General features: G+C 69.6%; 8 protein-coding genes. 6 read left to right on the top strand and 2 right to left on the bottom strand.

Annotation, left to right across the window (positions count from 1 at the left end):
- Window position 1: 1 nt before the first annotated feature.
- From QKY98_RS10210 to QKY98_RS10235, 6 genes are all read left to right on the top strand, one after another.
- Window positions 2-457, top strand: coding sequence for a chemotaxis protein CheW (locus tag QKY98_RS10210; RefSeq protein ID WP_284670810.1), 456 nt, complete (start codon window positions 2-4; stop codon window positions 455-457).
- The gene (locus tag QKY98_RS10215; RefSeq protein ID WP_108581081.1) at window positions 454-1,704 is read left to right on the top strand and encodes a CheR family methyltransferase; all 1,251 of its coding nucleotides are present in this window, start codon (window positions 454-456) and stop codon (window positions 1,702-1,704) included. Before QKY98_RS10210 ends, QKY98_RS10215 begins: the two co-directional genes overlap by 4 nt.
- Window positions 1,701-2,228 (top strand): chemotaxis protein CheW, encoded by a 528-nt coding sequence (locus tag QKY98_RS10220; protein ID WP_027599837.1) that lies wholly within the window; start codon window positions 1,701-1,703, stop codon window positions 2,226-2,228. Before QKY98_RS10215 ends, QKY98_RS10220 begins: the two co-directional genes overlap by 4 nt.
- Entirely contained in the window at window positions 2,225-4,411 is a 2,187-nt protein-coding gene (locus tag QKY98_RS10225) for a hybrid sensor histidine kinase/response regulator (protein ID WP_284670811.1), read from the top strand. Before QKY98_RS10220 ends, QKY98_RS10225 begins: the two co-directional genes overlap by 4 nt.
- Window positions 4,408-5,445 carry a chemotaxis-specific protein-glutamate methyltransferase CheB gene (cheB, locus tag QKY98_RS10230; RefSeq protein WP_027599839.1) on the top strand — a complete coding sequence of 346 codons (1,038 nt, stop codon included), beginning with the start codon at window positions 4,408-4,410 and terminating at the stop codon, window positions 5,443-5,445. The genes QKY98_RS10225 and cheB overlap by 4 nt, the downstream gene beginning before the upstream one ends.
- Window positions 5,446-5,541: 96 nt before the next feature.
- Window positions 5,542-6,570 carry a GGDEF domain-containing response regulator gene (locus QKY98_RS10235; RefSeq protein WP_284670812.1) on the top strand — a complete coding sequence of 343 codons (1,029 nt, stop codon included), beginning with the start codon at window positions 5,542-5,544 and terminating at the stop codon, window positions 6,568-6,570.
- Window positions 6,571-6,588: 18 nt separating this feature from the next.
- Here the strand turns inward: QKY98_RS10235 and QKY98_RS10240 are convergent, their stop codons facing one another.
- Together QKY98_RS10240 and QKY98_RS10245 are read right to left on the bottom strand one after the other, a co-directional pair.
- Window positions 6,589-7,503 (bottom strand): diguanylate cyclase domain-containing protein, encoded by a 915-nt coding sequence (locus QKY98_RS10240; protein ID WP_027599841.1) that lies wholly within the window; start codon window positions 7,501-7,503, stop codon window positions 6,589-6,591.
- A gap of 6 nt (window positions 7,504-7,509) precedes the next feature.
- A complete protein-coding gene (locus tag QKY98_RS10245) occupies window positions 7,510-14,115 on the bottom strand; it encodes a response regulator (protein WP_284670813.1) in 6,606 nt (2,201 codons plus the stop codon).
- Window positions 14,116-14,168 lie beyond the last annotated feature (53 nt).

A 14,168-nucleotide genomic window follows, 5' to 3' on the forward strand; every position in this document is an offset into this window, starting at 1 on the left:
CATGCAGATCCTGGTCTTCCAGCTGGCCGAGGCCGCGGCGGCCCTGCCGACGACGGCGATCCGCCAGGTGCTGCCCCTGCTGCAGCTCACCCGCTTTCCTACGGCGCCCGCGGGCGTCGCCGGCCTGATGAATCTGCACGGCGCGGCGATCCCGGTGGTCGACGTCACCGCCATGAGCGGCGGCCCAGCGGCCCAGGCGCGCCAGGACACCCGCATCCTGCTGGTGGACTTCACCCTGCCCGAGGGCGGTAGCCGTCCGCTCGGCCTGGTGGTGGAAGGCGTCGCCGGCGTGCGCCGGGTCACCGCCCGCGCGCCGCGACCGGCCGGCGTCCGCCTGCCCGACTACCCCTGGCTCGGCGAAGTGCTGGAGACGCCCGAGGGCCTCTGGCTGTGGCTGGAACCGGATCGCTTGCTCTCGCCAACCCTGGCCGCCCTGCTGTTCCAGGAGGCCGCGTGAAGCTCGATCCCCGGCTGGCGCCCCTGGTGCGGGCGCGCACCGGTCTGGCCATCGCCGACGACATGCTCGGTCGCGCCATCCGCCAGCGCCTGCGCGAGCGCCAGGAGGGCGATGCGGAGGCCTATATGGCGCGCATCCTCGACGACGAAGGCGAATTCGCCGATCTGCTGGACCTGCTGGTCATCCCCGAGACCTGGTTCTTTCGCGATCCGCAGGCGATCGCCCACGCCGCCCGCTTCGCCCAGGAGCGCCACGCCCGCAGCGGCGCGCCGGTGCGGCTGCTTAGTCTGCCCTGCTCCACCGGCGAGGAGCCCTATACCCTGGCCATGGCGCTGTTCGATACCGGCCTGCCCGCACAGGCCTTCCAGGTCACCGCGGTGGACATCAACGAGCCGTCCCTGGAGCGCGCCCGCCGCGGCCTCTATGGGCGCAATTCCTTTCGCGCCCGCGACCTCGGCTTTCGCGATCGCTATTTCGACGCCGAGGGCGATCGCCAGCGCCTGGCCGAACGGGTGCGCAACCAGGTGCGCTTTCGTCAGGGCAACATCCTGCAGCTGGGCAGCCTGCGCGACGGCGCGCCCTTCGACGTGGTGCTCTGCCGCAATCTGCTGATCTATTTCGACGACCAGACCCAGGGCCGTGCTCTCAGCCACCTGGCCGCCCTGATGCACGACGACGGCCTGCTCTGCGTCGGCAGTTCGGAAATGGTCAGCGCCATGCGGCATGGCTTCGCCAGCCTGGGCGTGGCCCACGCCTCGGCACTGGTCAAACGCCAGGCCGCAGGCGCCGAACCCGCGCGTCCGCACCCACAGCCGGCGTCGCCACGGCGCAAGGCCGCGGTGCGACCGCCGCCCCCGGCGCCGCCGCTGCCCGCCCGCCTGCGCGCCAGAAGCACACCCGCACCCGCTCCGATAACACCGGTCGCCAGCAGCGCTCAGCCGCTCGATGAAGCCCAGCGCCTGGCCGACGCCGGGCGTGGCGCCGAAGCCGAGGCGCTGCTGCGCGACCTGCTCGAGGCGGATCGCAGCCAGGCCGGTGCCCACTTCCTGCTGGCGCTGATCCTGCCCGACGACCGCGCCGCCGAAGCCGAGCGGGCGCTGCGCCAGGCCCTCTATCTGGAGCCGGGGCACTATCCCGCCCTCTGTCGCCTGGCGCTGATCTGCGAAAGAGCCGGCCGCCTCGACGAAGCCGGACGCCTGCGCGAGCGCGCCGCGCGCATCCAGACCCGCGCCGGTGACGACGCATGAGCCTGAATCGTGAACTCAGCGCTCTGGAGCGCGCCGCCTGGGCCGAGCACTATGCCGAACCCCTGGACGACCGCCAGGCGCGCTCGGCCAGCGCCCTGGTCTTTCGTCTGGGCGCCGAATGGCTGGGGCTGCCGGGCAGTTGCCTGGTGACCGCCACCGAACCCACCGCCGTACACCGCGTTCCTCACCGGCGTTCGCCGCTGCTCCGCGGCATCGTCCCGGTACGCGGCCAGCTCCAGCCCTGCATTGCCCTGGAGCTGCTGCTGGCGGTGGCACCGGGCGACCAGACTCGCGGCTTTCCGCGCCTGCTGCTGTTGCATGTCGGCCGCCGCGACTGGGCCGTGCAGGTGGACGAGGTGCTGGGGCTGCAGCGCTATGCCCCCGGCGAGGTGCAGCCGCCTCCCGCGACCCTGGGCGGCGACTTGCTCAGCTATCTGGGCGGTGTCTATCGCGAAGGCGAGTACCAGGTCGGCCTGCTCGATCTGCCACGGCTGGAGCGGGCCCTGGAGGAGGCGCTGCGATGAGCCAGCCACCGCGCGATGTGCGCGAGATGTCCCTCTATGATCTCTTCGCCAGCGAAGTGCAGAGTCATCTGCAGCCGCTGGATGCCGGCCTGCTGCGTCTGGAGCGCGATCCCTCAGACACGGGGGTGATCGAGCCGATGATGCGCGCGGCCCATTCCATCAAGGGTGCGGCGCGCATCGTCGATCTCGACGGCCTGGTGGAGTTGGCCCATGCCATGGAGGACTGCCTGGTCGCCGTCCAGGCCGGGCGCCGCAGGCTCGGACCGGCGGATATCGACCAGCTGTTTCGCTGCGTCGACGTCCTCGGCGAGGTCAGTCGCCTGGACGAAGCCGCCAGCCAGCGCTGGCAGCGCGAGCAGCGTGATGCCCAGCGGGCACTGGCGCAGGCGCTCAGCGCCACTGACAGCGAAGCGCCCCCGCCTGTCGTGGCCGCCCCCCAGGAGCCGATGCCTGCCCCGGCGGTCCAGGACGAACCGGCACCTGACGCCGAGCGCAGTCGGGATCCGCTGCGGGTGGACAGTGGTCGCTTCAACCAGATTCTCGCCCTCACCAGCGAGGCGCGGGTCATGGGCCTCGGCCTGCATGGCCTGGTCCAGGGCTTCCAGGGCTATCGCGCCGAATTGCAGGGACTGTTCGGCCAGGCCCAGGCGGTCAGCAGCGAGTTGCGTCAGCGCCAGGAAGGCCTGCTCGATCGCTATCAGCAGCAGCTGCAGGCTCTGGAAGCCTATGAGCGGCGCCTGCTTGGGGTCTGCCAGGGACTGCTGGACGAGGTGCTGGGGGTGCGCATGCGCCCGCTGCGCGATGCCGTCCAGGGCTTTCCGCGACTGGTGCGCGACCTGGCCCGGGGGCTGGACAAGGACGCCGTGCTGCAGGTGGACGGCGCCGACACCCTGATCGATCGCGAGGTGCTGGCGCGGCTGGAAAGCCCGCTCAATCACCTCCTGCGCAACGCCGTCGACCACGGCCTGGAAACCCCGGCCGAACGCCGCGCCCTGGGCAAGCCCGAGTGCGGCCAGATTCGCCTCGAGGCGCGGCATGTCGCCGGCCGCCTGCAGGTCAGTCTGCACGACGACGGTCGTGGCCTGGACCTGGAGCGCATCCGCGCTGCGGTGATCGCCCGCCGCCTCAGTCCGCCGCCAGTGGCCGCCGAGCTGAGCCCGGCGGAGTTACTGGAATTCCTGCTGCTGCCCGGCTTCAGTCTCAAGGAGGCGGTGACCGAGCTGTCCGGGCGCGGCGTGGGCCTGGACGTGGTGGCTGACGCCATTCGCGCCCTGGATGGCGAGGTCCGCCTGGAAACCCGCCCGGGGCTGGGCTTCAGCACCCACCTGCTGGTCCCGGTCAGCCGCTCCATCGTCCGCGCCCTCATCGTCGACATCGCCGGCGAGGCCTATGCCCTGCCGGTCAACCGGATCGAACGGGTGCTGCGTCTGGATCCGGCCGCGGTGCACTCGCTGGAGGGCAAGGCCTTCTTCCTGCTCGGCGAAGATCGCCTGGGCCTGGTCGCCGCCCATCAGCTGCTGGAGCTGGACGGCGCGCCGCCCAGCGGCGATCTGGCCGTGCTGGTGATCGGCAGCGGCGACCGGCGCTACGGGCTGGTGGTGGATCGCCTGCAGGGCGAGCAGGGCCTGGCGCTCAAGCCGCTGGACGAGATCTTTGGCAAGTTGCGCTCGGTCACCGCCGGAGCGCTGCTCGACGACGGCAGTCCGGTGCTCCTGCTGGACGTCGCCGATCTGCTCACCGGCATCGAGCGCCTGCTCGGCGAAGGCCGCCTGCGCCAGGTGCAGAGCGGCGCCGTCCTGGACAGCCGGCGGGTCAAGCGTATTCTGGTGGTGGACGACTCCCTCACGGTGCGCGAGATGGAGCGCAAGCTGCTGGAAGGCCAGGGCTACCAGGTGGAGGTCGCGGTGGATGGCATGGATGGCTGGAACGCCGTACGCGCCGGCGAATTCGACATGCTGCTGTCGGACATCGACATGCCCCGCATGAACGGTATCGAACTGGTGGAACTGGTGCGCCGCGATCCGCGTCTGCATGCGCTGCCGGTGATGATCGTGTCCTACAAGGATCGCCCGGAAGACCGGCTCAAGGGCATGCAGGCCGGTGCCGACTACTACCTGACCAAGGGCAGCTTCCACGACGATGCCCTGATCACCGCCGTGCAGGACCTCATCGGAGCGCCATGAGAATCGCCATCGTCAACGATCTGCTGCTGGCCACCGAAGCCCTGCGCCGCCTGCTGACGGGCGACGGTCGCCATACGGTCGCCTGGATCGCCCACGACGGCGAGGAAGCGGTGGCGCGCTGCGCCGAGGACCGCCCGGATCTGATCCTCATGGATCTGCAGATGCCCCGTCTGGACGGCATCGAGGCCACCCGCCGGATCATGGCCCAGTCGCCCTGCGCCATCCTCATGGTCACCGCCACCCCCGACGACTGCGAAGGCGTGTTTCGCGCCATGGGCGCCGGCGCCCTCGACGTGACCGCCACCCCGGCCCTGAGCGGCGGCGCCGACGGCGGCGCCCTGCTGCGCAAGATCGCCCGTATCGAACCCCTGGTGCGCCTGCCGGAACGCGCCGCCCGCCCGCAACCGGTCAGCGCTGCCGCTCCCGCCGATCGCGCCCAGGCGACGCCGGACACCCTGGTGGCCATCGGCGCCTCCACCGGTGGCCCGGCAGCCCTGGTCAGTCTGTTCGAGGCCTGGGCGCCCACGCCCCAGGCCAGCGTGGTGCTGGTACAGCACATCGATCGGCGCTTCGCCCCCAGCTTCATCGGTTGGCTCGGCACCCAGATCGCCTGGCCGGTCACCGCCGCCCTGCCCGGCGCCCTGCCCGCCCCCGGTCAGGTGTCCGTCGCCCTGGGTGACGACCATCTGCTGCTGGACGAGCGCGGTCGCTTCGCCTACACCGCCGAACCGGTGGATTACCCCTATCGTCCCTCGGTGGATGTGTTCTTCGACAACCTCGCCAGCCACCCGCTGCGGGCCGCCAAGGCCCTGGGGATCCTGCTGACCGGCATGGGCCGTGATGGCGCCAGCGGCCTCTATGCCCTGCGCCAGAGCGGTTGTCCGACCCTGGCCCAGGATGAGGCCAGTTGTGCCGTATACGGCATGCCCGCGGCTGCGGTTAGAATGGGCGCCGCGGAGCGCGTACTCAGCCCCACGCAGATCGGTGCCTGGCTGCAACGACGCTTCGGCAACGGCTCGCGGAACAGCATATGACAGGTCGCCAACAGGAGCGTTGGACGACGCAGTGGCAGGGACTGGCCAAGAAGAGACGCGGGACGTTTGACCCCGCCCGCACAAGGACTCGCAGTAATGGCCACGCACGAGGGTAATACCCTGGACAGCCTGACCGCACCCAAGGTGCGCCTGCTGCTGGTGGACGATCAGCTGATCATCATCGAAGCCCTGCGGCGGATGATCGCCGATCAGCCCGACATCGAGCTGCATTACTGCCTGGACGCCCACCAGGCGGTCGGCATGGCCCTGCAACTCAAGCCCACGGTGGTCCTGCAGGACCTGATCATGCCGGAGATCGACGGCCTGGAAACGGTAAAGCGTTTCCGTGCCGAACCAGCGCTGCGCGACGTGCCCATCGTGGTGCTCTCCTCCAAGGAGGACCCCCAGGTCAAGGCGCAGAGCTTCGCCACCGGCGCCAACGACTATCTGGTCAAGTTGCCCGACAAGCTGGAACTGCTGGCGCGGGTGCGCTACCACTCCGAGGCCCATGTGCTGCGCGCCCAGCGCGACGAGGCTTTTCGCTTCCTGCGCGAAAGCCAGCGCCAGCTCGCCGAGGCCAATATCCAGCTGCAGAAGCTGGTGGCCATCGACAGCCTCACCGGCATCAACAACCGCCGCCATTTCGACCAGACCTACGAAGGCGAATGGCTGCGCGCCCGGCGCAATCGCCAGCCGCTGGCCCTGCTGCTGTGCGACGTCGACCACTTCAAGCGCTACAACGACACCTATGGCCACCTCAGCGGCGATCTCTGCCTGAAGAAGGTGGCGGCGGTACTCACCGAGCAACTCAAGCGACCGGCCGACCTGGTGGCCCGCTACGGGGGCGAGGAATTCGCCATGGTGCTGCCGGAGACCGACGCCGAGGGCGCGCTCAAGGTCGCCGAGGCCTGCCGGGCCGGTGTCGAGCGGTTGCAGGTGGCCCACTCCGGCAGCGAGCTGGGCTTCGTCACCATCTCCATCGGCGTCGGCAGCATCCAGCCGCAGAGCGGTGACGACCACGAAGCCTTCATCGAGCGCACCGACCAGGCGCTGTACCAGGCCAAGGCCGAAGGCCGCAACCGGGTGCACCTGGTCAAGGGCAGCGGCAAGGACCTCCCGGCCTAGGGACGCGGCGGCTGCGACCTAGAAGCTGCGACTGACCAGGCGATTACGCCCTTCGGCCTTGGCCTGGTAGAGCAGGTTGTCGGCGGCCTTGAGCAGGCCCTCCGGGGTCTGCTCGGGGGTCGGATTACAGCAGGCCAGGCCCATGCTCATGGTCAGCCAGAGCCGGTCCTCGGCCAGCGGATGAGCGATGCGCAATTCGGCGATGCCCTGCCGACAGCGTTCCAGCACCGCCTCGGCGGCCGTGCGCGAAGCGCCCGGTAGCAGCAGCACGAACTCCTCCCCACCATAACGCGCCAGGCAATCCCGCTCGCGGATGCGCTGTTCCAGCACCTGAGCGACCCGCGCCAGCGCCTGATCCCCGGCGCCATGGCCGTGGGTATCGTTGTACTGCTTGAAGTAGTCGATATCGAGCATGGCGATGGCCAGCGAGCCCCGCCGGCTGACCGCCAGCTGCCACTCGATCGCCAGCTGCTCGTCGAAGCGGCGGCGATTGCCCACTGCGGTCAGCGGATCCATGTGCGCCAGCTCTTCGAGCAGCCGCCGCTGGCGGGCCAGTTGCAGGTGCAGCCGCACCCGCGCCAGCACGGCCAGAGGATTGAAGGGCTTCTGGATGAAGTCGCTGGCGCCCAGTTCGAAACACTCCACCTCGCGGTGCAGGTCATTGGCCGCGGTGATGAAGATCACCGGGATGGCACTGGTCTCGGCGCGGCGCTTGAACAGCTGGATCAGTTGCAGGCCGTCGATGCCGGGCATCACCACGTCCAGCAGGATGAGGTCGGGGTGCTCGCGGGCGGCCTTGGTCAGGGCCTGCACCCCGCTCTTGGCCAGCATGATGCGCGCCTCGTCGCGCAGCAGGTCGCCGAGGACGCGCAGATTGCTCTTCTGATCGTCGACGATGAGGATCAACGGCAGGTCCGGACGGCGCCCCTCCATGGGCACCTAGCTCGACCGCTGTCCGGCCTGCCGCACCCGTCGCAGCAGATCCGCGGTGGCATCGGCGGCATGCTCGAACTCCACCTCGTTCACCCATTCGCGAATGCGTACCACGTCGGCGCTGTGGGGCGTGCTCACGCAGGCGCGCAGCAGGGTGTCGAGGACCTCCTCGGCAGCGAAATCCGACGTTTGCAGCAGGGCGATCAGGCGTTCGAGCAGGGCCTCCAGCTCCTCGACCGTGCCCTCCTCGCCACCGGCCACCTCGACCAGGATCTCGTCGAGAGACGCCAGGCAGCGCTCAGCCTCGGCGTGCAGGCGGCGCACGTCCTCGCCGATGGGCTGGGCCAGGCGGATCCTGTTGGTCAGGCGTTGCGCCGCTTCCTGCAGGTCGATGGCGCCGACATAGGCGGCGGTGGCCTGCAGGCCGTGGGCGCACTCGAACAGCGCGGTGACATCGTCCGCCGCACGCCAGGCGGAGATCCGCCCCGGCAATTCGGCCTGTTGCACGCGGAAATCGCGGATCAGCTGTTCATAGAGTTCGGCGCTGCCGCGCAGCAGGCGCAGCGCCGACTCGGGTTCGAGCACCGCACTGGCACGCGCCCGCGCCAGCACGCCGATCTCCTTGACCTCCACGACCTCTTCCACCGCCTTGCGCTCGGCCCGTTGCAGCTGCTCGAGATTGGCCCAGGCGGCGATGATGCGGAACAGTTCGGCGGGATCGAGCGGCTTGACCAGATGATCGTTCATGCCGGCATCCAGGCAGCGCTCGCGATCGCCCGGCAGGCCGTTGGCGGTCATGGCGATGACCGGCAACCCGGCCAGCGCCGGTCGGGTACGCAATTCGCGGGTGGCCGACAGGCCGTCCAGGCGTGGCATATGGACGTCCATCAGCACCAGGTCGTAGCGCTGCTGTTCCAGCTGGTCCAGCGCGGCCTGGCCGTCTTCGGCCACGTCGATCAGGATGCCGCTGCCCTGCAGGAAGCCGATGACCACCTGGCGGTTGATGGCGTTGTCGTCCACCAGCAGCAGGCGGATGCCCTGCAGATCCACCACACTCTGGCCCACCGTCGGCGCGGCGACCGGCGCCAGGCCCAGTCCGGACAGCAGTCGCTGCACGGCGGGACCGGTAACCGGTTTGTCGAGAAGCTCCAGACCCGGCAGATCCTCGCCCAGGCTGCGCACCTCTTCCGCCTCGTAGGGCGAGGCCAGCAGGGTCACTGCCAACTCCGGCTGCCGGGCGCGCAGCTGGCGCGCCAGGGCCAGGCCGTCTTCGCCGCCCAGGCGCCAGTCGACGATGGCCAGTTCGAAGACCGACGTGGCCATGGCCGACAGGGCCTGCTCGGTGGATTCGGCTTCCACCACCTGCATGCCCAGTTCGCGTAGCCGTTGCCCCAGGGTGCGCCGGGCCAGGCCGTGGTCGTTCACCAGCAGGACCTGGCGCGGGGTCTGGCTGGGCAGCCGCTCGGGCTCGCCCACCACGGGCAGGGTCAGCCGCAGGGTAAAGCAGGAGCCGCGCCCGGCTTCGCTGTGGACGTCGAGGGTGCCGCCCATGAGTTCGGTGAGCTGGCGGGAGATCGCCAGGCCCAGGCCAGTCCCGCCATAGCGGCGGCTGATGGAGCCGTCCGCCTGGGTGAAGGGCTGGAAGAGTTGTGCCTGCTGGGCCTCGGTCAGGCCGATGCCGGTGTCTTCCACCGCCAAACTGAAATGGGCACGACCGGCTTCGCAGACCGCGCCGACCCGGATCAGCACATGGCCCCGCTCGGTGAACTTGACCGCATTGCTCAGCAGATTGACCAGCACCTGCTGCAGGCGCAGCGGATCGCCTTCCAGCGCCAGGGGAATGTCCGGACCGCAATCCAGCACCAGTTCGACACCCTTCTCATGGGCCTTGAGGGCGCAGAGATTGAGGGTTCGTTCGAGCACCTTGGCCAGGTTGAAGCCCAGCTGTTCGAGCTGGGTACCGCCGGCTTCGTTGCGCGAATAGTCGAGCACGTCGTTGATCACGCTCAGCAGGGTCTCGCCGGAATCGAGGATCTTGCCGACATGGCCGCGCTGTTCGCCGGACAGCCTGGTACCCAGGGTCAGGCGGCTGAGGCCGATCACCGCATTGAGCGGGGTGCGGATCTCGTGGCTCATGGTCGCCAGGAACAGCGACTTGGCCGCGGCCGCCTCTTCGGCGCGAATGCGCGCCTGGTCCAGTTCGAGGGTGCGCTCGCCGACGCGCTGCTCCAGGGTCTCGTAAATCTGCGCGTGTTCCAGGGAGATCGCCGCCTGGGTGGCCAGGATGCTCAGCACCTGCAACCGCCCCGGGGTGAAGGCCTGGGCCAGCAGGTTGTTTTCCAGATAGAGGATGCCGATCAGGCGATTCTGGCGCAGCACCGGCAGGCAGCAGACCGACCGCGGACGGCGCGCGCGCATGTAGGCGTCGCGGACGAACCGACCGGCACGGGCGGCGTCGTCGAGAATCACCGGCTCGCGATGGCGGATCACATGGGACACCAGGGTCAGGGGCACCAGACCCTCGCCGGCATCCTGCTCGTTCAGCGCCAGCGGCAGTCCCTGCAGCACCTTGGGCTCGGCGGCGCCACTGCAGACCGAGGCCTGCACCAGCCAGCGCCCGCCCTCGGGCAACAGCAGCAAGCCATGCTGAGCGCCGCCCTCCTCCAGGATGATGCGCATCATCCGCGCCAGCAGCTGATCCAGCGCCAGTTCGTTGGAGATGGTCTGCAGCGACTTGAGCACCGACAGCCAGTCCAGGCGCATGATGTCGCTGGTGGACTGGGCCTGGGTGCGCTGCACCGTCAGGGGAGTGGCCTCGGCCACGCGCAACCAGTGGGGAAATTCGTTTTCCAGCGCCTGGGCCTTGGCTGCGGCGCCCCAGTGCAGATAGCTGCGCTGGGCGTCCTGCAGGTAGGTCCGGGCGATGCGCGGACGCTGCTGTTCCAGCCAGAAACGCCCATAGAGTTCCTCGGCCAGCGCCGCACCCTGGCGGAAGCCATGCAGCCGCGCGGATTCCAGGGCCTGCTCATAGAGGTCCATGGCGGCGTCGGCGCGGCCCTCGCGGCGCGCCCGTTCAGCGGCCACCAGGTCGCGCTTGTGGGCGAAGTTTTCCGGGCAGTGCGCCGCCCAACCACTCAACCGCTCCTGGGCGGTCTCGATCTTGGCCAGGGTCTCGCCTGCCAGTTCGCCCTCGGCGAGCAGGATCAGCGCCTGATAGAAGGCGTGCTCGGCGATGCTGAACCAGCCGAAGCTGGCCGCCAGCGAGGCCTCCATGGCTTCGGCGTGCTGCCGGGCCTGAGGCAGTCGGCGGAACAGCAGCGCCGCCTGCATCTTGTTGAAGTCGTAGTAGTTCAGGCAGAGGACATGGCCGCTGTCGTGCATCTGCCGTACCAGCGCCGCTTCGTCCTGGCCCTCCTCGTCCCAGGTCTCCTGGCTCGGGGTGAGGCCCTGCAGCAGGCGCAGCGACTGGCGCAGGATGGTGAAGATCTCCAGGGTGTTGGGATCGCCGATCCCTAGCAGGATCCGCTCGATCTCCGCCGTCTCGCCGAGGATGTCGTCCAGCGGCGCGCCGGCGTGCTGCAGGTGCTTGAGGATGTGGAAGGCGCTGTAGGCGGTGAAGATGATCTCACCGGTGCGCTGACCGGCCGCCAGGGCCTCGCGCAGCAGGGCGACGTTGTCCGCTATGGGGCTCGACCAGGGGCTGTTGGTCACCGCGAACATGGTGTAGACCTTGCACTTGAGCGGCAGATTGCCGGTGCGGTCGACCAGGTCGACGGCCAGCCGCCCGACCTGATAACCCAGCTCGTAGCGACCGTGGAAGGCCGACAGCAGCGAGCCGTAGTTGGCATAGCCGAAGGGCGAGAGATCGCCGTTGCCGTACTGGATCGACAGCTTGACGATGCGCATGACCGCCAGCAGGCTCATTGGCAGGTCGACGTTGATCGCCGGCCCCCAGAGCAGGCCCAGCAGGCGGATCAGCAACTGGGCGCGCGGGTCTTCCATGCGCGGCAGGTCGAGCAGCGCCGCCGGGTTGCGCGTGGCCAGCCAGGCCTCGACCTCGGCGCTGTCGGCGCCAATGGCCTGATTGATGGCGTCCGGTGCCTCCGGCCAGGGCTCGTCCAGTGCCTGGATACCGGCCTTGGCCACGGTCAGGGCTTCGGTGAAGCGCCCGAGGCCGCTGTAGAGATCGATCTGCAGGGCCCGCACCCCGGCTTCCTCGAAGGTGCTGCGCGCGCGCGGCAACAGCAGTTCGCAGATGCGCAGGGCCTCGTTGGCATCGCCACAGAGGTGCGCGACCTCGGCCCATTCCCGATGCAGCTGGAACAGCAGCGCGTGGCAGCTCTCCCAGGCGGCGGCGTCGATCAACGTAACGGCCGTGCGCAGGAAATCCTGGGCGGCCGGATAGGCATTGGCCTGGCGCGCCTTGCGGGCGGCGTCCAGATTGAGCTCCAGCAGCTGCAGCCGCTCGGCGGGCGTCTCGATCAGGGCGACGGCCAGGTTGAGGTGACTGACCGCGTCCAGTCGCGTGGCGCTGCCTTCGGCGAGATACAGCTGCCCGGCGCGCAGATGGACCCGTTCGCGCTCGGCGGGCGCCAGCAGCGAATGGGCGGCATGGCGCACCTGATCGTGCAGGAAGCTGTAGTGGGTGGGCGTCTGCTCACCCGCCTGGCCACCCTCGGGCTCGGTGAGCAGGCCTTCCTGCACCAGCGACTGGCAGCGCCGGCGGATGTCCGCGGGCGATTCCGCCATCAGCGCGGCCAGGCGGTCGCTGGAGAAATGGGTGCCCAGGCAGGCTGCCCATTGCAGCAGCTGCGAGGTGGCGGCCGGCAGGTCCTTGAGCTTGCCCACCATGAAGTCGACGACGTTGTCGTAGACGTCCAGCGCCTGGAGCCGGGCCAGCTCCCAGTGCCACTGGCCGGTCTCGCCGTCGAATTCCAGTAGGCCTTCCTGCTGCAGGCTGCGCAGCAGCTGCTCGATGAAGAAGGGATTGCCTAGGGTCTTGTCCAGGCAGAGGCCGGCCAGGGCCGCCTGGTCTTCCGCCGGTGCCGGCAGCAGCTCGGCGATCAGTCGCTCGATTTCCACCCGCGACAGCGGTCCCAGCGACACAGTGCGGATCAGCGCCGCACCCAGCAACCGTTCCAGGGCACTGCCCGACAGCTGCTCTTCACGATGGGTCGCCACCAGCAGCAGCGGCCCCTGATCGCCGCGGGCCAGCAGGCGCTCGATCAGCCGCAGCGACGGGCTGTCGGCCCACTGCAGATCGTCCAGCCACAGCAGCAGCGGCCGGGAGTCCGCGGCAAAGGCCAGCAGCAGCGCGATCACGGCTTCGTCGAAACGTTGCTCGGCCTGCAGCGGCGGCAACTCGGCCACCGGTGCCTGGGGCCCGAGCCAGCTGGCCAGCTCGGGCGAGACCTCGGTCAGCACCCCGGCGTTGCCCCCCAGGCCCTCCACCAGGCGGTCGGCAAAGGCCTCGTCCAGGGTCTGGCCGATCTCCACCAGCTCGCGCACGGCCTGGCGCAGGGCGCCATAGGGCACGCCATTGCCAAGAGTCTCGAACTTGCCGTAGGCGAGCAGCACCCGATCGCCCTGGCGGCGGACGAAGGCATGCACCAGCGCCGATTTGCCCACCCCGGACTGGCCGCTGACAAAGACGGCTTCGCTCCGACCCAGGGTCGCCCGGGCCAGTGCCTCTTCCAGCAAGCGCAGCGGCGCGCCGCGCCCCTGCAGGGTACGCACCGGCACCAGTCGCGCGGGCGGATCCTGCTCGCCGAGGGCGAAGGGCGTCCGCTCACCGGCCTGATGGGCCGCCTGGCAGCGCTGCAGGTCGCGCAGGATGCCGAAGCAGCCCTGGTAGCGCTCTTCGGCGGCCTTGGCCATGAGCTTGTCCACCAGCGCCGCCAGCATCGGCGGTACCGTCGGCACCCGCTCGACCAGCGAGGGTGCGCGCATCGCCAGGTGCGCATGCACCAGCTCCAGCGGATCCTGGGCGCGGAACGGCGGCTCGCCCGCGAGCATCTCGTAGAAGGTCACGCCCAGCGCATAGAAGTCGCTGCGGTAGTCCTGGTGCCGCCCGGTCCGCCCGCTCTGTTCCGGGGCGAGATAGGTCAGCGAGCCCTCCAGGCGGCTGTCGCTGCCCTGGACGGCGCCAAAGGCCGTGGCGATGCCCAGATCGGTCAGTCTCAGGCTGCCGGTGGTGCAGTTGCAGACGATGTTGCGCGGATTGAGGTCGTTGTGGGCGATGCGCAGCCGGTGCAGCCGCGCCAGGGCGCGGACGATGGCCAGTGCCCAGTCGAAGAAGTCGTCCAGCGCCAGCGGCCCGGCGGCGAGCAACTCGGCCAGGTCGCTACCACCGATGTCTTCGAGCACCAGCACCTGGCGACCCTGGTATTCCAGCAGTTCCAGGGCGGCGCTCACCGCCCCGCTGGCACTGGCGCGGCGGGTCAGCTCGAATTCATGGCGCAGCCCGGCCTGGGCCTGGGGCGTGGGATAGTCGGCGGCCAGCTGCTTGAGGATCACCGGCTGGCCATCGACCAGGCGCGTGCCGCGGTAGATCAGGGCATGGCGGCTTTCGCTCACCCGCGTCTTGCAGCTGTAGCCTGGAATCCTCAACACCGCGTTCGCCTCGATCCTCGGCCGACCGGTCTACGCCGCGCCAGCGCCTCAAC

It is taken from the genome of Pseudomonas sp. HR1, from assembly GCF_030175875.1.
Classification (GTDB): domain Bacteria; phylum Pseudomonadota; class Gammaproteobacteria; order Pseudomonadales; family Pseudomonadaceae; genus Chryseomonas; species Chryseomonas oryzihabitans.